We start from the raw sequence: 18,770 nt of genomic DNA, 5'->3' as shown, positions 1-18,770 counted from the left end.
ATTTTTCCGTCTATTTTTCAGGTTATCAGTCATTCTTTTTAGATGACACAGCTTTCGCATGAGTTACTACCGATTTCCTCTTCGTCATCAGTAAAGGTACGAATGTAGTAGATTGACTTAATTCCTTTATGGAAGGCATAGTGACGTAAAATATTTAGGTCACGAGTCGTTTGTTTAGGTGTCTCTTTCCACTCGTACAAGCCTTCAGGAATCTCTGAGCGCATGAAGAGCGTCATACTCATTCCTTGATCAATGTGCTGTTGAGCTGTCGCGTAGACATCAATGACTTTTCGCATGTCCATGTCATAAGCAGACTTGTAATAAGGTAACGTGTCATTGCTTAAATAAGGAGCAGGGTAGTAAATTTTTCCAATTTTTTTCTCTTGGCGTTCTTCAATCAGGCGCGTAATTGGATGAATACTAGCACTTGTATCATTAATATAAGAAATTGAGCCATTTGGTGCGACTGCAAGGCGATTTTGATGATACATGCCATCTTTTTTGATAGCGTCACGTAAGTTTGCCCAATCGTCAGCTGTTGGAATAAAAATACCAGCAAATAGTTCTTTAACTTTATCAAATTGAGGCGCGAACTCACCTGTTACATATTTATCGAAGTAAGTACCATTAGCGTAATCTGATTGTTCAAAGTTATGGAAGTTTTCGCCACGTTCTTTAGCGATATTATTACTTTCCACTAACGTCCAGTAGTTCAATAGCATAAAGTAGATATTCGTAAAGTCCAATGATTCAGGTGAGCCATACTCCATTTGATTTTTAGCAAAGTAAGAATGTAATCCCATTGCGCCTAAGCCAATCGTATGATTTAGGTCATTTCCATTTTTAATTGAAGGGACTACTTCAATATTTGAAGCGTCAGTAACATAAGTTAAGGCACGTGTCATTGTTCTAACAGATTTGCCAAAATCTTGACTGTTCATCAGATTAGGAATATTAGTTGATCCAAGGTTACAGCTAATATCAGTTCCCAAAACATCAAATTCTTGTCGATCATTGATTGCAGATGGCTGTTGAACTTGTAAGATTTCTGAGCAGAGATTACTCATGATGATTTTGCCATCAATCGGATTTTGACGATTAGCAGAATCAATATTAATAATGTAAGGATAGCCAGACTCTTGTTGTAACTTGCTGATCTCGTTTTCAAGATCACGAGCTTTGATTTTTGTTTTGCGAATCTTAGGGTTCGCAACTAACTTGTCGTATTCTTTTGTGATATCAAGATAAGAGAAAGGAACACCGTATTCTTTTTCAACACTGTAAGGACTAAATAAATACATGTCAGCATTTTTTCGTGCTAATTCATAAAATTTATCTGGAACGGTTAAGCCAAGAGAAAGAGTTTTAACACGGATTTTTTCATCCGCATTTTCTTTTTTTGTGGATAAAAACATTTCGATATCTGGGTGGAAAACATTGAGATAAACGACTCCAGCACCTTGACGTTGACCAAGTTGGTTGCTGTAGCTGAAGCTATCTTCAAATAATTTCATTACGGGTACAACACCGCTTGCGGCACCTTCGTAGCCCTTGATAGGTGCTCCTGCTTCACGCAAGTTATTTAGTGAAATACCAACACCACCACCAATACGTGAGAGCTGCAAAGCACTATTAATTGAGCGACCAATGCTATTCATGTCATCTGTTACTTGTAAGAGAAAACAAGAAACTAGCTCGCCACGACGTTTACGTCCAGCATTTAAGAAAGAGGGCGTCGCTGGCTGGTAGCGTTGGTGAATCATTTCGTCAGCAATTGCTAATGCCAATTCTTCGTTACCTTCTGCAAAATATAAAGCGTTAAAGGCAACTCGGTCTTCATAGCGCTCTAGGTATTGTGAGCCATCGTTACTTTTAAGGGCATATTGAGAATAAAATTTGTATGCAGCCATAAATGACTTAAATTCAAAGTGCTGCTCACCTAAGAAGGTATACAGAGAATCAATAAAATCGATAGAGTAGTTGCGAATGAACGCTTCCTCGATAAATTCATGTTCAATTAAATAGTCGATTTTTTCTTTTGTAGAAGAAAAGGCCATTGTGTTCGGTTCGACATTTTCTAAGAAAAAGGCTTCAAGGGCTTCCTTGTCTTTGTTTAATGGGATTTGACCATCAACAGGACGATTAATCTCATTGTTTAATTTGAAGTAACTTACTTCATCTAGTTGTTTTAGACTCAATTTCACTCACTACTTTCTTAAAGTTTTTTACATCATCCGGCGTACCATTCATCTCAAAATCAAAAAGCAAACTCACACCATATTTCACAGCTAAATCTTTTGCTGTGTAAACATATAAGTCTCCGAAGTTTAAATTGCCACTACCGGCGACTCCTTTTAGGTGGTATCGATTGCTCTTAAACTCAATAAAGTCGTCCGCTACCTCGGTAATATCTCTATCGTAAGTAGGGACGACTAATATATAAGGTTCATTTAGTTCGTGGAAAGGGTTGGTTTGATCAATTTCATAAGCAGGTAATCCCACTTTCTTTATAAAGCGTCTGGTCTGTCCAGTGACACTAAAATAAACAAGTTTCATCTTAAACGGCTAATGCTCTTAATTGATCGGGTCTGAAACCGACAATTGTTACATCTTCGCTAGCAGTTACGACAGGGACACTACGGTAGCCTTGATCTTTTAACCAATCTATATATTGTGGTTCTGTATCGATGTTTACTTCACTATAAGAAATATTTTTATCGGTCAAAAACCGTTTAGTCATTTTGCATTGAGGACAATTGTCCTTCGTATATAAAGTGATGTTAGTCATGTTAATTACCTCCAAGAAATTTCGTTTTTAACTAATTACTAGTATACCCCCTACAAAAAAAAAGTCAACTCAAAAACACTATATATTGTGGGTGAAATGTAAATGAACACAACTCTTGGTAGGTGTTAATCTTCACAAAACCGATTTATCGAGCTTTCATATTGATTTTCATGAGAAATAAAGTGTTGAAATAGTTAAAAAAATTTTTTAGATACATCATCTAGTTAATAGCGATCGCTTTCTTTTGTAAGAGGGCTAATTATGGGAGCGAATAAGAGTATTTTAGTGAGAAACTTATTATCTATATGTTGTGTGTACTAAAAGTGCTTTTTTATTCTTATTAGATACTTTGAGTGAAAAAAATGAGTCAAATTTCACTACTTAGAATAGCAGGATTTGGTGAGAAAGTTAACAATATGTAGTGAAATTACATTGACAAATCGTATGTAGGGGGCTAATATAAAGATAATGATTGAGAATGATTATCACTATCGTTAACGGAAGGTATGTGAAAATATCAACAAGTGAAAAAATATAGCGAGGTGAAAGAATGATTAATTTACAAGAAGGTACTATCGGCGCTCTTTATTACTTTAAAGAGGTCATTGACGCTAGGTCATCAGAGCGGCATTTAGCTAATTTAGGCTTTGTCAAAGGGGCAGAAATTAGAATTATATCACGAGACAATCAAGGTGGTTTAATTATTATGGTTAAAGAAGCACGTTTAGCTATAAGTCAAAGTGTGGCTAGCCAAGTGATGGTTTTAACTGAAAGTGATCAACCAGTGTCTTATCAGACCTTAGATGGGATTCGAGTTGGAACAGTAACTAAAGTTGAGTCTGTTTTAGGGAGTGGTGTTATTCGTCGTCGCTTGATGGATATGGGATTGACTCGTGGTGTTGACGTCATGATTCGCAAAGTTGCTCCTTTAGGTGACCCGATTGAAGTAACCATTCGTGGATATGAATTAACCTTGCGTAAAGCGGAAGCTGAACTAGTTTTAGTAAAGGATGTACAGCCAAATGACAATTAAACGTATCGCATTTGCAGGAAATCCCAATAGTGGTAAGACGAGCTTGTTCAATGAGCTTACAGGTGCTAATCAGTCTGTCGGTAACTGGCCTGGTGTGACAGTGGAACGAAAAGAAGGGCACTATAAAAAAGATAAAACTATCTTGATTCAAGATTTACCTGGTATTTATTCATTGGCACCTTATACGCCAGAAGAAGTAGTGGCCCGTAACTATTTGTTACAAGATCGTCCAGATGCCATTGTCAATGTAGTTGATGGAACTAATTTAGAACGAAATCTATATTTAAGCTTACAATTAATGGATTTAGGAATTCCTGTCGTGATTGCACTAAATATGATGGATGTCTTAAAAAAACAAAATAAAGAAGTTAATATAGAGAAGCTAGCCTATGGTTTAGGTGTTGAGGTAGTTGGGACGAGTGCAGTTAAGCGCCAAGGGATTGATCAGGTCATGGAAACTGCTGTGGCGGTTATTAAAGAGCGACCTAGACAACAGCAGCCGATTACGTATGATGCACGTTTAGAAACAGCTCTGCAAGAAATCTCTTCTATTATAGAAGGAAAAAAAGTTTTATCAATAGTTGGACGAATGGTTGCTAATGAAACTATACGTTGGTATAGTATGAAATTATTTGAAAGAGATGCACAGGTATTAGCGGATATTGATTTATCGACTAAAGAAAAAATAGAAATTGAAGAAATTATTACTATTACTGAAAAAATAGTTAGTGATGATAGTGAAAGCATTTTAATTAATGAGCGTTATGATTACATTACGAAGCTTGTCAAACTCTGTGTGATTGATCAAGGGGATTTTAAATTAACAGTGAGTGATAAGCTGGATAGATTGGTGACGAATCGCTTCTTAGCGTTACCGATTTTTGCCTTTATTATGTGGTTGGTCTACTATGTTTCGATTCAAACGGTTGGAACGATGGGGACAGATTGGGTGAATGAGACTTTATTTGGAGAAATTGTTCCTTCGACTGTTTCAGGCTGGCTTGAACAATTAAGTGTTGCTAGCTGGATGCAGAGTTTGATTTTAGATGGGATAATAGCGGGTGTGGGGGCTGTTCTAGGATTTGTCCCACAATTAATTGTTCTCTTTCTGTGTTTAGCGATACTGGAAGACTGTGGGTATATGTCGCGAATTGCCTTTGTCATGGATCGGTTGTTCCGCCGGTTTGGGATGTCTGGGAAATCGTTTATTCCGATGCTGATCGCAACAGGCTGCGGGGTGCCGGGTGTGATGGCTAGCCGCACGATTGAGAATGAAAAAGATCGAAAAATAACGATAATGGTAACGACTTTTATGCCTTGTTCGGCTAAACTGCCAATTATCGCGCTAATAGCAGGTGCTTTTTTCCCTCATGCTAGCTGGGTGGCGCCCTCTGCTTATTTCATTGGAATGAGTGCCATTGTTTTATCTGGTATTGTACTTAAAAAGACGCGATCATTTGCGGGAGATGTCTCGCCGTTTATTATGGAATTACCAGCCTATCATCTACCAAGGGTGAGAGGTGTTTTACAACAAACTTGGCATCGTAGTTTTGCTTTTGTTAAAAGAGCAGGGACGATTATCTTTGTTGCGAGTATCTTAATTTGGTTCCTGTCTAGTTTTAATCTTCGCATGCAGATGGTGACTGCAGATGAAAGTATTCTAGCTGCGCTAGGCAATCTTGTAGCCTTTATTTTTATTCCTTTGGGATGGGGAGATTGGCGTGCTACTGTGGCGACAGTTACAGGCCTTATTGCTAAGGAAAATGTGGTCAACACCTTTGGGATCTTATTTGGCGGTTTGAGTGAAGTTTCAGAGGCAGGTAATGAAGTCTGGCCGGCACTGAGAGCCGCCTATACGCCAGTTTCTGCTTATTCTTTCTTGGTCTTTAACTTATTATGTGCGCCTTGTTTTGCAGCTATTGGGGCGATTCACCGTGAAATGGCGGATTTCAAATGGACCATGGCGTCTGTTGGTTTCCAGTGTGGGGTAGCGTACCTAGCTAGTTTTGTGGTGTACCAATTGGGGCATGTCTTTTTTGAAGGTGGTAGCTTTGGTTTAGGTGCTAGCTTAGCAATTGGCGTCGTGACCGGATTGATTTATTTATTAGTTAGGAAGCCGAAAAAGGTCGTTGCGACTTTATCCACTATATAATTCTGATTAGTTTACGAAATGGCTATATCTAGAGAGGAAGTAGAACCATGTCGACTTTAATTTTAAGCCTAGTTATTTTTGGAATAGCAGGTTATGTTATCTATGTGACGTATTTGAAAAAAAACAGAAAAAGTAGTTGTCATGATTGCGATTGTCCAGCTAAGCCTCAGCAATTGACCAATCGAAAATAAAACGTATTGAAATCCCCTCATTCAAGTTGAGTTTTAGCAGCTAAATGAGGGGATTTAGTTTAATGATTGCTTAGGCTAAATCGAAATCAGTTATTTTATTAATTTTGAAATTAGGCGAGGAAAACACTTGCTATTGAACATTTTGAGTGCTAAAATATGTTTTGTAGTTAATTTTTGGGTTGTTAGCTCAGTTGGTAGAGCAACGGACTCTTAATCCGTGGGTCGAGGGTTCGAACCCCCCACAACCCATAGGTGCCAAACCTAAATGAATGGATAAACGTTGGTGCGAAAGCATTTAGAAAACGTTTATGCCATTCTATTTTTTTATCTGAATACGGCTTTGAATACGGACAGTTTAAAAATTCACGTAATTAGCGAATTTTTGAGCTGTTTCTTCTTTTGTCTTTTTAGTGACATGAGTATATATATTCATGGTGGTTTGCACATCACTATGGCCTAAGCGTTCTTGGACTTCCTGAATAGTAGCATTGGCTTCAAATAGCAAACTGCAATGAGTGTGTCTAAAACCATGAACAGTGATACTACTTAGATTATATCTAGTCTGAATGGCGATCAGCCATTTTCTAGGCTTGGCCGGTGACAAAAAGCTGTTATCCTGGTTAGTAAACACAAGTTGTTTCTTATTCATTGTGTTGTAGCCAAATCTTAATGCTTCCGTCCGTTGGATTTTACGCCACTCTTTAAGTGTTGCTAGTGTGCCATCATCTAAAGATAGTGTACGCGCGCTCTTTTTTGTTTTTGGTGGTAGTACTATCAAGCGTGAATTTTCACCTCTTGTGAGGGTTTTGTTCACTGTCAATGTTTTATCCTTAAAGTTTATATCATTCCACGTTAAGGCTAATGCTTCACCTTGACGAAGGCCACTAAAGGCTAGTAGTCGGAAAAAGGTATAAGCTTTTTTATTATTCTCTTTTTTTAAAGATTCAAAGAATGCTGCTAGTTGGTCACGGTCGTAGTAATTGAACTCTGTCTCCTCTTTTACAATTTCCATAACTCTTGGAACGCTAACCTTTTTAATTGGATTATCAGAGATGATACTTAAAGAAATAGCGTAATCAAATACATTAGAAGTGTAATTGTTAAATCTTTTGTACTTGGTCTTTGTGTGATCAAACCAGGTATTGATGGTCTTTTGACAATATTTAACATCTATTTTATCAATCCTTAATTTTCCATAGGCCGGTAAAATATGATTGTTAAACATTTCTTTTGTTTTAGCCCAGGTACTCTCTTTAACAGTATTTTTATACTGAGAGAACCAGAGATGATAAATATCTTCGAATGTCGTCACATTTTTCTTTTTAAGACCATTCTGCAGTACATCAGCTTGTAACCTTTTTTCTTCTAGTTTTGCTTGTTTAAGCGTATCAAATCCACGTCTAGTAGTTCTTACTTCTTTTCCGGTCACCTCATCCACACCTAAATATGTCTGAAATAACCATTTTTTAGAGCCATTCTTTAAATCATATTGTTTAAAAGTTGCCATAATTTTTACTCTCCTTATCTTGCTTTGGGCGTTTGCGAGATGGTAAGGAGTTTTTTATTTTAGTTGTAATCGATGCCGTGAATACAATTATTGTATAGAAATGGTTTAATTTTAGATTTATCCGCTGTTTCGTAATAATCAATCATAAGTTTATTAAAACGACGTAGGCTCTTTTCGTTAATTATTAGTACTCCTGCCCCGCTTGAAATAAGTATCTTATTAGCAATGATGGTGGCAGTACGTTTGTTTCCATCCCAAAACAATTGAGACCGACAAGCAAATAGGAAGTAATCAAGCGCCTTTTCGGTTGCTGTAGTCTTACTATGCAAAATATTATCGATCTTTTTAGTAACATTGGCTTTAATTGGAACGTCAGGTTGATAAAATGAGCCACCGATGCTTACATCGCCAGTACGTAAGGTATTTAGCATAGACTGTGGGAGCTCTCCATAGGCAACGATTGCGTGAATGTCTGTGGCATATTCAAGTGTGAAAGGTGCGTCGATGTTGCTTAAAACAAGCTGCCAAGCGTTACGGAGATTAAGTACTTTTTGCACATCGTCTATATTAAGGCCTGATACACTCATACCATCAATAATGGTCTTTGTATCAGGAAATGTAATGTTGATGTTTTCCATTTTAGCCTGACTATAGATATTTTCAACAAGAGTTTTCTTGGCTAGGAAAATACTTTCATCGGGTGCTAATTTATATTTGTCAGGGTACATTAAGGTAATTGTCTCCTATCTTTTGTTTTCGATGATCAGTTTATAATGTATTTCTTTTTGGCGTTAATTAGTTTAAAAATATCCTTTCATAAACGTCTAGTCTTTCTAAATCTTCAGTTATGCTAATAGCTTCAATCTCTAGATCCATGCTCATTTCAAGTGGTAAGGAGCTTTCTTTTTGAGCTATCAGAAGAGAATCTCTTCGTTCTATCATGTATTCAATTAAACTTTCTTTATCTTTAATCAGAGTATCTTTTGTAGCAAAATTAAGATTAAAGCTGTACATTTGTAAAATATCTGCAAAATTATATTGAATTACTTTAGTTTCATTCATAGCATTGACTAGAGGTTTTAAAGCATTCTCATCAATGGTTTGTCCGCTCTTTTTCAAAAAATTCTCAATTCCAAGCTTACTAAATGAGATGGCAATTTTACCAGTTACGAAATCATCAAATATTATATTGGCCATGTTAGCCATTATATGAATTTGTTCAGTGGTAGGAAGCATATAGCCATTTTCTATCTTATCTAATTCATTTAAATACAATATAGAACTTTCTTTTAAATATTCTAAACGTGTGTTGATCGTGTCAACAAACTCTTTAGGTGTATAAAGAAATAGTTCACGAGTAAATCTAACCATTTTCCCTATTAATTTAGGATCTAATTCTGCTATTGACCTATCTTCTCCATACAATAGCTCTTCGACTTTCATATTTCCTAACTCAGCTATTTTTTTTAGTCTGTCATTACTAGGTGTGTTTCTACCAGATTCCCAGTTACTAACAACCCCTTTGCTTGCATTGAAAAATTTTCCAAATTCTTCAAGAGTTAATCCTTTAGATTGTCTTATCATTTTGATGCGTTGAGCGATTTCTGTTTTGCTAGCTTTCATTTTCTCACCCCTGTTTACTTTAGTATACCCAAATGTTTACCATTTTGCTAGATAAAGTTTTACAAAGTTTTAAGTTTTTGTTGACTTAAATAAAATACTACGGTATATTTGTTTTGTAAAGTTTTACGAAAGGGGTGAGAAAGTGAATAAAATTGTTGGCTACAGAAAAATGCTTGGTATGACACAAGCAGATATGGCAAAAATCTTTGCTATATCTAAACACGCATATTGGATGAAGGAGAATGGGAAAAGTCGGTTCTCAGATAGTGAAAAGTTAAAGTTCAAATTGTTAGTAAAGGAAATTTTTCCCAATATAACAATTGATGAAATTTTTTTTACTTGAAATGTTTTGTAATGTTTTGCGAAGGAGGGCTAGTTATGTCGTATCAACTAAAGGAAGAACAAGAAGTAATACTCCAATATGATCGTCAACTTGATGAATGGTTTTATTATGGTGATGTGCCAATGCTTAATAAGAAGTGGCGGCAGCATGTTGAAGCTGAAAGGGAGGTAATTGAAGCAAATGGGGCTATCACATTATTGTCTGGCAAAGTAATCGGTAAAGTCTCTATTCGAAAAGAAAGAGTAAGTAATATGAGCATAGAACAGAAAAAAGTAGCTTCTCAAAGAATGAAGTTGTTAAACGATGCTAAAGCAAAGTTTTAGTTACACTTTTACGTGTTATAAGTCGCGATAAAAAAGATGAATTATCATTGTAAGGTATTTATACCCAAATGATTAAAGAAGGTTTAAAAAGGCGTATATTGATGAAACTTTAAATATAAAAAATTGAGGTGAGGAGAAATGTTAATGTTCAGTCAGGAATACGAAAATGCTCTATTACAACAGCATCAAACGACATTTAATCGTTTGCTTGAATTAGCTGAGAAACGGATTAGTAAGCCAGAGTTTATTCAGCAAAAAAATGTACCTAAGTTTTATGATGATGTTTCAATGAATACTTTGTATAAGTATGAGCGGTTAGGTTTAAAGCGTTGTGAGCCGGTAGATGATGGGAATGTTTATTATCATGTTGACGAGTTAGAAAGATTTATGTTTCAACACCAAAAATAAGCGATGGGCGTCGCTGAGATGGGAAATATTTTATAGGAGTTGTTGACTTATTACTAATTTACAAAAAGCAAAAATGATTTTAGCAACTTTAGAAGAGTATGTACAAATTGAAGAAGCTGTCAAAGGTTTCTGGTTAGCCGGAATTTTACAAGGACTGGCCAACATTCGAGATGAAGAAAAAGAAAAGGAGCTAGCAAAATGAAAGCAACCATAATTTATCCACCATTAGTGGAACAGTCATGTAGGTATTTAAATTCAATAGGCGTAAAAGCCAATAAGGACGAGATTTACAAGGAAATGGTCAAGAATGGGCTAATAGATCAAATGGGAGATCCGACACCACAGGCGATAAACCAAGGGCTTGTGTCAGTGTTTAACTTAGAGCATGAGACATTAAGCGAGTTTAAAAAAGAGTTTCCAATTTTTGCAAGATATCCAGCTAAAGAGTTCTTTCAAGCTGATGGAATTTGGTATATTTCTGCCGACATAGCAGATGATTTTTTTGAAAAATGTGAGAGTAATTCTTTTTCGAAAGATAAAATGCAACAAATTGTGGCGTATTTCAATTTTAGAAATTATGATGATCCGAGAACAATAGGTGAGTTTAAGGGAGTTAATCATCCGACATATTCAAACTATCCAGATGAACATTTTCATCTGATAAAAGACCAAATCAGTGTTGACAGCATAGTTATTCAAGATATGGCTAATCGTGTACTTAACGGTGAGATTGATGGTAATCGTGAGAAAGCGAATGAACTATTATCTAAATTAGATGAATTATAGAGGGGGATTGTAATGTTTAATTTACGAAGAACTGCATTATTGTATACATTATTCTTGGTAGGTGGCGTTCTTGCTAGCATTAACTTAACGTTTTTTATCCTTTTATCAGTTTCAGTTCCCTTAATGTGGTGGCTTGTTTATGATGAGCGTACTTACTGCAGACATAAGAAACGGAGTTGTTAAGAAATGAATAAGGACGCAAAAAAGTCTTTCCTTGCCGACCAAAGCAAAAGGAAAGACAGGCTCAAAACTGCTAGGTTATGGGCTTTTGTGTCCTCATTATAGCAGGAAACAACTTGAAATAACAACTAATCTATGGAAATGAGGAAAATTTAATGACTAAAACATCTGTGCATCAAGAGTTAATGGATCAAATGTTAGATGATATTTCTGATAAAGTGAGTACTGCTAGTTTAAATCAGTTAGTGAAGCTTAAAAATTCGTTATCGGAATCAAAGAATATGTTTCCGTTATTAAATGAATTTATTTTGAGCTTTATTGAATTGGTCGATCTCTATATTGAACAAGGGGGTGTGGAGAATGATAGCCAGTAATGAATGCACAAATATCGTTGTAGCTGATATTATGGCAACGATGGACAGGTTGCTAGTCAAGTGGAGTAATTGTCATCTAGGGGATTTAGAAATTGATATAACTCGATTAGAAGAATTAGCAGCAGAAAATACGTTTAGCGGTAAGGTTAGTGAGAAGTTCTTAGAACTAGCTAAGGGAATTATGCAATTACGAAGAAAAGATAAGTGACTAAAAATAGTCAATATGAGTTAGCGAAATTTATTAAATTAGAGGGTGAAAATAGAAATGAGTGATAATAAAAAATATTATTATTTAAAATTAAAAGATAATTTTTTTGATAGTGATGAGATGATAGTTTTAGAAAGTATGCCCGATGGTTATCTCTACTCTAATATCCTTTTGAAGCTTTATTTAAGAAGTTTGAAAAATGAAGGCAAACTAATGTTTAATGAGCGTATACCTTTTAATTCAACCATGCTAGCGCAAGTTACACGCCATAACATTGGAACTGTTGAAAAAGCTATTACGGTATTCCAAAGTTTAGGATTAATTGATGTAATGGATAATGGCGCAATTTTTATGTTGGATATACAGAATTTTATAGGGAAATCTTCGACAGAAGCTGACAGGATAAGGGTTTATCGATCAAGGATAGCAGAGGAGAAAAACAGCGCACAAACGTTACAACAATTGTCGAACAAAAGTTATGACAAAAGTACACCAGAGTTAGAGATAGAGAAAGAGTTAGAGATAGATATAGAGAGAGAGGGAAGAAAAAACGATTCAAATGACAAATGTACAAAAGACCTCCCCCCATTTCAGGAAATTATTGATTATCTGAATAAAGAAACAGGTAAAGCCTTTAGCAATGTTGAAGATCAACAAAAATTAATACAAGCCAGATGGAATGAAGGGTTTCGAAAGCTTGATTTTGAGAAGGTAATTGACAATATGGTATTCCATTGGAAAAATGAAATATTTAAGGATGGTACACCAGGTGAAACTTTTTTACGGCCAAAGACTCTTTTTGGACCTAAGTTTGATGAGTATTTAAACATGGTTCCTAGCAAATCTAGTCCATGGGAAGTAGAAGATGATGGACTTCCGTTTTGAGTACGTTGTTAAGCTTCCTCCTCTCTAAAGATGAAAGGCCGGTTTTAATAGTTGATTAGTACTGGTTAGTAAGTAGTAGCAAAGTAGACAGGGGCACATGGCATGAGTATTGCATTTTACTGAATGTAGAGGTGTCTTATTAAAAATTTGAAACAAACTCAATTAGTAACGATGTACCTTTTCATTGGTAACGCTAAAAAAATGGAAAAAAGAACTCAAATGTAGTATAATTAGGAGGTAGTTATGTATGGGGAATCGCCAAATTGATCTACCAGAAACAGAGTCACCTTTAGTGATTTTAGTAGGTAGAGAAACACATGAGATTATTGAGTTACCGTTGTTTGGTAGCTACAAGGTCATTATGGTAAACGGGGTAGTAGCCACCGTAGAGTATTTAGAAACAGATAAACCGAATATAGTCTGACCGAACAACGGAGGACACTTCTTATTAGCTTAGTTGCTAGTGAGTGGTGTCCTCCTTTTTGTTTAGAGCGTTCCGGAACCTTGCCTCCTTAAAATTAAAGTCATGCAGCTTGAATATTTGTTATTAGTGGCTTATGGTAACGGCGAGAAATTTTACGGAGTACTTTATTCATTTTATCGGAGTACTTTTCAAAAGGAAGTGATTATTTTGAGTAAAAAACGGAAACGTGGGGCGCCAATTGGTAATCAGAATGCCAAGGGTAATAAAGGTGGTCCGGGTGGCTTGTATGGTAACACAAACGCCTTAAAGCATGGTGAGTATGAAAATGGCGTCTATCGCTTATTGTTAGAAGATTATGTTGGAAGAGTCATTGAACTTGAACGATGGGAATTAATTCAGAACAGAGAACTCCTTAAAATAGCTACAGATTTTCTGAAAGAGCGCGTTAAGGTAGAGATATATCCTTTAATGACAATGGACTATCTTGTTAATTATGTATTGGAGTATCAGGTTGCGACTGATGAGCCTGTCAGACGAAAGGTTGTGGTATCTAAGGAATAAAATAAGATGTGAGTAGTAAGGGTGGTGCACTATTTGGCAATGGAGATGAGTTTAAAAGAATTAGTTCGAAATGCACAAAGAACGAGTAAAAAGCATGTTGATTACCAAGCTACTAAAGCTAATGCTTTAACATTTATTAAACTTTACAAGGAATCTAGATTGAAAGCAGGTTATCTAAGAGAACCCAAGGTTACTGCTACTTTTTCATTAGTGCCACCTACTAAAATGAACCAACTCGTTTCGTCAGTTGAAAGTGTTGTTATTCAAAACATGGAGGCGGAAGAGGAGTACGAAAAATTGGAGCAATTGTTTCAAAAGGGGCTTGCTTCAATAGGGAATGATAGTGAGCCGAAAACTGAAAGAATTAAACGTGTATTTTGGGATCGATTTATACTAAATTTGCCTGTTTATGTAGTGGAAGAAAGAATTAAATATGGTAGAGACGTTGTGATAAACGATTCTAAAGCGGCCATCATACAATTTGCCCAAAGTTTAGATTTGACGGAGTATGCAAACTAATTTTTTGATGAATCTCCATCTATAAATAGTGAGTAATTAAAATGGAAACTATAAAGAAAGAAGGAAAATGTGATGACAGAGAATAATCTAGGGAGTAAGTATGAAAATAAGGATGTATCTATCCATATTAGGCAGGCAAGAGTTTTAGGTAGTGAATATGGACTGGATTCAGAGCAAATAAGCAAGATAGAAGTAGCTAGGGCTGATGAACAACTGCTGTTGGCAAAAGAATTTAAAGCCGAAAATGCTAAAAGACCTCAACCACGTAAGCCTGGGGATATAGGTAGAGAAATCGCTGAAAAGAAGTATGCTAAAAGACGTTCAGATAGTCACTACTTTTCTGAAACGCAAGGAGGCAGCGCATGGTAACAGAAATAAATGCAGATAAACTAAAAGTTTTAAATGATTTGTTAGCGCCAATTAAAGAAAAAAGAAAATATTTCTGGCAACTACGGGAAGAACAAGGAAAAGCAATTAAGGAGATTCGAGAATTAGAGAGTAAAGCATCATACAAGCCTTCGTTTGAGAAATATAAAGAGCTAAACAGCCATAAGGCGAGCTATGACATGTTTTCTAAAGATGTTGAATCTTTGGAGGCTGAGTATAAAGGGTTAGTCAAATCAAGTAATGCCCAATTAAAGGGAGTAGCTAATTCAATAGTCATGGAATACATGTCCAAAATTGTTCCAGAGATAGAGGCCGAAGCTTTAGAAGAAATTTCTAAAGGAGCTGAGATGATCCTTACAGCTTCTGAGAAAATTCAGTCAGAGCATGGGCAAGCTGTTAAATCAATTCTAAGTGAATTGCAAGAGAAAACCGATTTGGAATCTTTTTTTGACCCGACAGATTATTCAACTAAATACCCTGATTACTGGCGCATTCGTCACAAAAGATTAGCCCCGAATTATTCTGATTTACTAAAGGCCATTAAAGATCACTTTGTTTAAAATTTTAAAAACTATGGCTGTAGAGTTTCCCTTGGGTTTTAAACAGCCTATATATCTAAAGGAATTGAGGTGATAATCATATGCAACAAGTAAGTAACGACTTTCATCGAGCGTTTAAAGACCCTCTACGAGATATCTATATCAACATTAAAATGAATGGCATTACCTATACAAGTGTCAATATCAACTCTTTAGAGTTTGTTGGTGGGAGTATGGGTGGCGAAACATTCCAAATTGGTTCAGCGTTTGCCAATACGATTAAAATTGAGTTTAGCGAAATCATTGAAGGGTTGAAAGAACTTGATCAAATAGATGTAGAATTAGGCATCAAAACTTATGCTAGTATTATTCCGATTTTACAGTACCCGTCACGAATTAATCATGCAATGGTGGGAAAAGCGCAGTTAATGACCTATCGACCTGATGAGTTTGAGTACATTAAACTTGGGACATTCTTTATAAAAGATCGTGTTGACCCCGATAGAAATGAAGTGAAAACTACTGTCGAAGCGATGGACGGCTTTATTTTTATGAATGGTCTCTATGATTCTAAGCTGGCTTACCCTGCTGAAATTAGACGGGTAGCACTTGAAATCGCAAATCTAAGTGGGATGAAAGTCAATGAAACAACATTCGGGAGATTGAGTGCAGCTAAGATTGCCAAACCTCAGGGGTATACATTCAGACAGGCGATTGGCTTAATTGCTCAGTTTGAAGCCGGGTTCGCTACGTTTGATAAGGATGGGCTTCTTGATATCAAAACTCTTTCTGATCCTAATTTTAAAATAGAACCAAATGAGTACTATATGAAGGGGTTAAGTAAGAGCGAAATCATGTATCGTTTAGGCGGTATCTCTTGCAAAATTTCTAATGAGGATGAAGAGGAACAAATTATTAGAGCGGGATCATCTGAGGGGGCTCAAATTGTCCTAGAGAATCGAGTCATGACCCAATCAATGCTGAATAATATCTATACAAAAATTAAAGACATTAATTACTATCCTTTCACAATCAAATGGAGAGGGAACCCTGCGCTTGAATTAGGGGATTGGGTAACGTTATACGATCGAACAGGAAAGCCGTTTAAAACGCCTAATTTGAACTATAAGTTAATCTATCGTGGTGGCTTGACTGCTGAAAGTAGTGCTGAAACTAAAACTGCTGCGGAAGGAACTTCAGTGTATCGAGGGACCTTGGCACAGCAAATTGAGTATCTAGGTCAACGATTAGATGGGGCAAGTGGTAACGGCCTATGGTTTGGCTTGGATGAGCCATCGCATCCGAAAGAGAACGATATCTGGTTTAAACAAAATGGACCTGATAAAGAAATGTGGGTCTACAAGAAAAACGAAGATGGAGAGCTTGAGTGGATTCTTGAGCTTTCAACCGCGCCGAATGAAGCACTATACGAATTGATTGCTCAAGCTGAAAGAGATGCCGCAGCCGCCCAACAAACAGCGACAGATGCCGGAATTAAAGCGCAGCAAGGTCTTGATAAGGCTAATGAGAGTTTAAGTAAGATTGGGACTATTGATACACAAATTGATAATCTTACTACGAGCTTAGCCACAATTGACGGAAAAGTTGTTGGGATCCAAACAACAGTTAACGGAAAAGCTGATCAGTCTCAGGTCACTCAGTTATCCAATTTGATTAACCAAACTGTTCAGGATGTTGAAGGAAATAAAACTCAGATTGCTCAGCTAAGTGATCAGTATACAATCGTTGTGCAAGATATTAATGAAAATAAGGGAGCTATCTCCGTCTTACAAAACAACATTAATTTGATGGTGAAGCAAGAAGAGATCATTAATCAAATAAATATTTCAACAGAAGGTATCCTGATCTCTGGAGCTCGAATTCAAATTACGGGTCAGACATTTATTGAAAGTGCTGTGATCAAATCGGCTATGATTGATTCAGTTATTGCTGACAAGATAAACGCCGGGACACTTAACGCTGCACTTGTTAATGTGATAAATTTGAATGCCAGTAATATTAGTTCAGGTACGATAAATGCGATTAATATTAAAGGGTCAACTATAACGGGATCAATATTTATTTCTGAATCTCCGACAGTAATCATGAAACTATACAGTGGCGCCTTACACTTTTGGCATCCAAAGTTAAATAAAATTATGGCAGGAATAGCTGCTTTATATGGAGGTACTGGAACAGAAGTAACAGGTGTTTCAGTAGCGCAAGAGTACGGATTTGCTTTATCACTAGGCACTTCAGCAGGCAATAGTACAGGTGTTTCAGGGGTAGTTGTGATTCCTAAAGAGTCTAACCCAACTAATCCTTTGCTGAATATATTCGCTACCACTAAGATAGTAGGGGATGTTAATCAGACTTACGGAACACTGACTACAAACTACGTTCAGATAGGGAGTAGCGCCTCGCCTATGCATAGGTTGAGTGTTGTAAGTAACAAGCTGAGAATAAACAATGAGTACGGGATGGAATTTATTTTCAATAATAACGGTACCCTGCAATATGTCGCTCAATTCTTAGGAGCTTCCGAGATTAAATTCACCACACCAGCCAATTCTAATGGGGGAGCAGTAGACATAGGGAGTTACGGGACAAGAGTCTGGGGTGCTTTTAGTGTTTATAATGGCGCTAAAAATGCTGTACATATTAGCCGAATTGGTCCTGTGGCTACTCCTGCTTATGAAACTGCTGAGTCTTACCTTGGAGACATACAAGGATCTAAGACCCATGAAAGTTGTCGTGTCGAAATTTTAATCGAAGAATTGTTCAGTGATACGGTAAATACATCCGAATATGAGTACCACGTCTTTCTTCAGTCATACGGAGAAGGGAACCTTTGGGTTTCAGAGAGACACCCAAATTATTTTGTTGTTGAGTCAAGTAAACCTAATACCTCGTTTGTATACGAAATCAAGGCGAAACGTCGAGGGTACGAAAAAGAACGACTAGTCTTACAAGATGTTAGTTTTAAAGAAATCGAAGAAATATATAAGGAGAAAGCATAATGAAAATTAAATTAATTAATGGTGATTTGCTAAGTATTTATAATATGTTGATGAAAATCGAGGCTAAGAAGAAACAAGCAAGAGCAGTCAGCAAATTCTCTGATCTAATTATGGATAAGGTCAATGAAAATAAGAAGGATGAACTTGAGTTATTAAAGGAATACTGTGAACTAGACGAAGACGGAAAAGTTAAGATTGATAGTGACGGTAACTCCCGTTTGTTGAAAGACAAGCAAGCAGAGGGCTTTCTTGCCATTAACGAGATGCGTAATGAAGAGTGTATCATAGATTTAGCTGAATTAAACTCAATTTTAGGATACTTAGTTGCCGCTTTAAATAATAGTAATGTAATGCTGTCGGGATTAGAATTAAAAGCTTATGATTTACTATTATGTAAATTAGAGGATACAAGTAGCTATTTACAAGTTCTTAAAGAGTAATTAGCGTTGTAGTTATAAAAATACTGCTTCAAAATAGAAATAAACTAGGGAAGTTTAAAATTAAGCACCCTAGTTTTTT

The 18,770-nt window shown here is 36.3% G+C and carries 24 protein-coding genes and 1 tRNA gene; 19 read left to right on the top strand and 6 right to left on the bottom strand.

All coding sequences use genetic code 11. The features are described 5' to 3' along the window. Positions 1-38: 38 nt before the first annotated feature. Genes nrdE through nrdH form a run of 3 tightly spaced genes read right to left on the bottom strand, consistent with a single transcriptional unit; the run spans position 39 to position 2,788 of the window. On the bottom strand, positions 39-2,198 hold the full coding sequence (gene nrdE, locus AC5KOD_RS10245) for a class 1b ribonucleoside-diphosphate reductase subunit alpha (RefSeq protein ID WP_496914460.1): 2,160 nt from the start codon (positions 2,196-2,198) through the stop codon (positions 39-41). Beyond that, positions 2,176-2,556: a class Ib ribonucleoside-diphosphate reductase assembly flavoprotein NrdI gene (nrdI, locus tag AC5KOD_RS10240; RefSeq protein WP_496914459.1), complete on the bottom strand. Its 381-nt coding sequence runs from the start codon at positions 2,554-2,556 to the stop codon at positions 2,176-2,178. The genes nrdE and nrdI overlap by 23 nt, the downstream gene beginning before the upstream one ends. A gap of 1 nt (position 2,557) precedes the next feature. Further along, positions 2,558-2,788 carry a glutaredoxin-like protein NrdH gene (nrdH, locus tag AC5KOD_RS10235; protein WP_496914458.1) on the bottom strand — a complete coding sequence of 77 codons (231 nt, stop codon included), beginning with the start codon at positions 2,786-2,788 and terminating at the stop codon, positions 2,558-2,560. Positions 2,789-3,338: 550 nt separating this feature from the next. Here nrdH and AC5KOD_RS10230 point away from each other — a divergent pair. The 4 genes from AC5KOD_RS10230 (at position 3,339) to AC5KOD_RS10215 (ending at position 6,413) form a co-directional block, all read left to right on the top strand. Next, a complete protein-coding gene (locus AC5KOD_RS10230) occupies positions 3,339-3,821 on the top strand; it encodes a FeoA family protein (RefSeq protein ID WP_496914457.1) in 483 nt (160 codons plus the stop codon). Next, positions 3,811-5,973, top strand: coding sequence for a ferrous iron transport protein B (gene feoB / locus AC5KOD_RS10225; protein ID WP_496914456.1), 2,163 nt, complete (start codon positions 3,811-3,813; stop codon positions 5,971-5,973). Before AC5KOD_RS10230 ends, feoB begins: the two co-directional genes overlap by 11 nt. Positions 5,974-6,020: 47 nt before the next feature. Then, complete coding sequence (locus tag AC5KOD_RS10220) at positions 6,021-6,164, top strand: FeoB-associated Cys-rich membrane protein (protein WP_496914455.1); 144 nt, start codon at positions 6,021-6,023, stop codon at positions 6,162-6,164. A 176-nt stretch (positions 6,165-6,340) separates the two neighbouring features. Further along, positions 6,341-6,413: transfer RNA gene (locus AC5KOD_RS10215), tRNA-Lys, on the top strand. A gap of 106 nt (positions 6,414-6,519) precedes the next feature. Here AC5KOD_RS10215 and AC5KOD_RS10210 read toward each other — a convergent pair. The 3 genes from AC5KOD_RS10210 to AC5KOD_RS10200 all read right to left on the bottom strand — a co-directional run bounded on the left by AC5KOD_RS10210 (position 6,520) and on the right by AC5KOD_RS10200 (position 9,294). After that, positions 6,520-7,671: a site-specific integrase gene (locus AC5KOD_RS10210; protein WP_496914454.1), complete on the bottom strand. Its 1,152-nt coding sequence runs from the start codon at positions 7,669-7,671 to the stop codon at positions 6,520-6,522. A gap of 59 nt (positions 7,672-7,730) precedes the next feature. Continuing rightward, the gene (locus AC5KOD_RS10205; RefSeq protein ID WP_496914453.1) at positions 7,731-8,399 is read right to left on the bottom strand and encodes a Fic family protein; all 669 of its coding nucleotides are present in this window, start codon (positions 8,397-8,399) and stop codon (positions 7,731-7,733) included. Positions 8,400-8,466: 67 nt separating this feature from the next. Continuing rightward, positions 8,467-9,294: a helix-turn-helix domain-containing protein gene (locus AC5KOD_RS10200; RefSeq protein WP_496914452.1), complete on the bottom strand. Its 828-nt coding sequence runs from the start codon at positions 9,292-9,294 to the stop codon at positions 8,467-8,469. A gap of 142 nt (positions 9,295-9,436) precedes the next feature. Here AC5KOD_RS10200 and AC5KOD_RS10195 point away from each other — a divergent pair, with 142 nt between their 5' ends. From AC5KOD_RS10195 to AC5KOD_RS10125, 15 genes are all read left to right on the top strand, one after another. After that, complete coding sequence (locus tag AC5KOD_RS10195) at positions 9,437-9,637, top strand: helix-turn-helix transcriptional regulator (RefSeq protein WP_496914451.1); 201 nt, start codon at positions 9,437-9,439, stop codon at positions 9,635-9,637. A gap of 35 nt (positions 9,638-9,672) precedes the next feature. Further along, positions 9,673-9,960, top strand: coding sequence for a hypothetical protein (locus tag AC5KOD_RS10190; RefSeq protein WP_496914450.1), 288 nt, complete (start codon positions 9,673-9,675; stop codon positions 9,958-9,960). Positions 9,961-10,104: 144 nt separating this feature from the next. Next, entirely contained in the window at positions 10,105-10,368 is a 264-nt protein-coding gene (locus AC5KOD_RS10185; protein WP_496914449.1) for a hypothetical protein, read from the top strand. Positions 10,369-10,441: 73 nt separating this feature from the next. Continuing rightward, positions 10,442-10,570 carry a hypothetical protein gene (locus AC5KOD_RS10180; RefSeq protein WP_496914448.1) on the top strand — a complete coding sequence of 43 codons (129 nt, stop codon included), beginning with the start codon at positions 10,442-10,444 and terminating at the stop codon, positions 10,568-10,570. Next, entirely contained in the window at positions 10,567-11,154 is a 588-nt protein-coding gene (locus AC5KOD_RS10175; RefSeq protein ID WP_496914447.1) for a hypothetical protein, read from the top strand. Before AC5KOD_RS10180 ends, AC5KOD_RS10175 begins: the two co-directional genes overlap by 4 nt. 335 nt (positions 11,155-11,489) lie before the next feature. Beyond that, the gene (locus AC5KOD_RS10170; RefSeq protein ID WP_496914446.1) at positions 11,490-11,708 is read left to right on the top strand and encodes a hypothetical protein; all 219 of its coding nucleotides are present in this window, start codon (positions 11,490-11,492) and stop codon (positions 11,706-11,708) included. Beyond that, positions 11,695-11,916: a hypothetical protein gene (locus AC5KOD_RS10165; protein ID WP_496914445.1), complete on the top strand. Its 222-nt coding sequence runs from the start codon at positions 11,695-11,697 to the stop codon at positions 11,914-11,916. Before AC5KOD_RS10170 ends, AC5KOD_RS10165 begins: the two co-directional genes overlap by 14 nt. A gap of 57 nt (positions 11,917-11,973) precedes the next feature. After that, positions 11,974-12,801: a phage replisome organizer N-terminal domain-containing protein gene (locus AC5KOD_RS10160; protein ID WP_496914444.1), complete on the top strand. Its 828-nt coding sequence runs from the start codon at positions 11,974-11,976 to the stop codon at positions 12,799-12,801. 247 nt (positions 12,802-13,048) lie between these two features. Beyond that, positions 13,049-13,225 (top strand): hypothetical protein, encoded by a 177-nt coding sequence (locus AC5KOD_RS10155; protein WP_496914443.1) that lies wholly within the window; start codon positions 13,049-13,051, stop codon positions 13,223-13,225. Between the two features lie 207 nt (positions 13,226-13,432). Beyond that, positions 13,433-13,786: a hypothetical protein gene (locus AC5KOD_RS10150; RefSeq protein WP_496914442.1), complete on the top strand. Its 354-nt coding sequence runs from the start codon at positions 13,433-13,435 to the stop codon at positions 13,784-13,786. A gap of 39 nt (positions 13,787-13,825) precedes the next feature. Then, the gene (locus AC5KOD_RS10145) at positions 13,826-14,305 is read left to right on the top strand and encodes an ArpU family phage packaging/lysis transcriptional regulator (RefSeq protein ID WP_496914479.1); all 480 of its coding nucleotides are present in this window, start codon (positions 13,826-13,828) and stop codon (positions 14,303-14,305) included. Between the two features lie 72 nt (positions 14,306-14,377). Next, positions 14,378-14,674, top strand: a complete 297-nt coding sequence (locus tag AC5KOD_RS10140) for a hypothetical protein (protein ID WP_496914441.1) — start codon at positions 14,378-14,380, stop codon at positions 14,672-14,674. Then, positions 14,668-15,252: a hypothetical protein gene (locus tag AC5KOD_RS10135; protein WP_496914440.1), complete on the top strand. Its 585-nt coding sequence runs from the start codon at positions 14,668-14,670 to the stop codon at positions 15,250-15,252. Before AC5KOD_RS10140 ends, AC5KOD_RS10135 begins: the two co-directional genes overlap by 7 nt. Before the next feature lie 80 nt (positions 15,253-15,332). After that, positions 15,333-18,251 (top strand): gp58-like family protein, encoded by a 2,919-nt coding sequence (locus AC5KOD_RS10130; RefSeq protein ID WP_496914439.1) that lies wholly within the window; start codon positions 15,333-15,335, stop codon positions 18,249-18,251. After that, the gene (locus AC5KOD_RS10125) at positions 18,251-18,691 is read left to right on the top strand and encodes a DUF1617 family protein (RefSeq protein WP_496914438.1); all 441 of its coding nucleotides are present in this window, start codon (positions 18,251-18,253) and stop codon (positions 18,689-18,691) included. The genes AC5KOD_RS10130 and AC5KOD_RS10125 overlap by 1 nt, the downstream gene beginning before the upstream one ends. Positions 18,692-18,770: the final 79 nt, after the last annotated feature.

It is taken from the genome of Vagococcus sp. WN80Y (assembly GCF_059621045.1).
The sequence above is the reverse complement of the archived record's forward strand: the minus strand, read 5'-3'. Positions and strand labels throughout refer to the sequence as shown.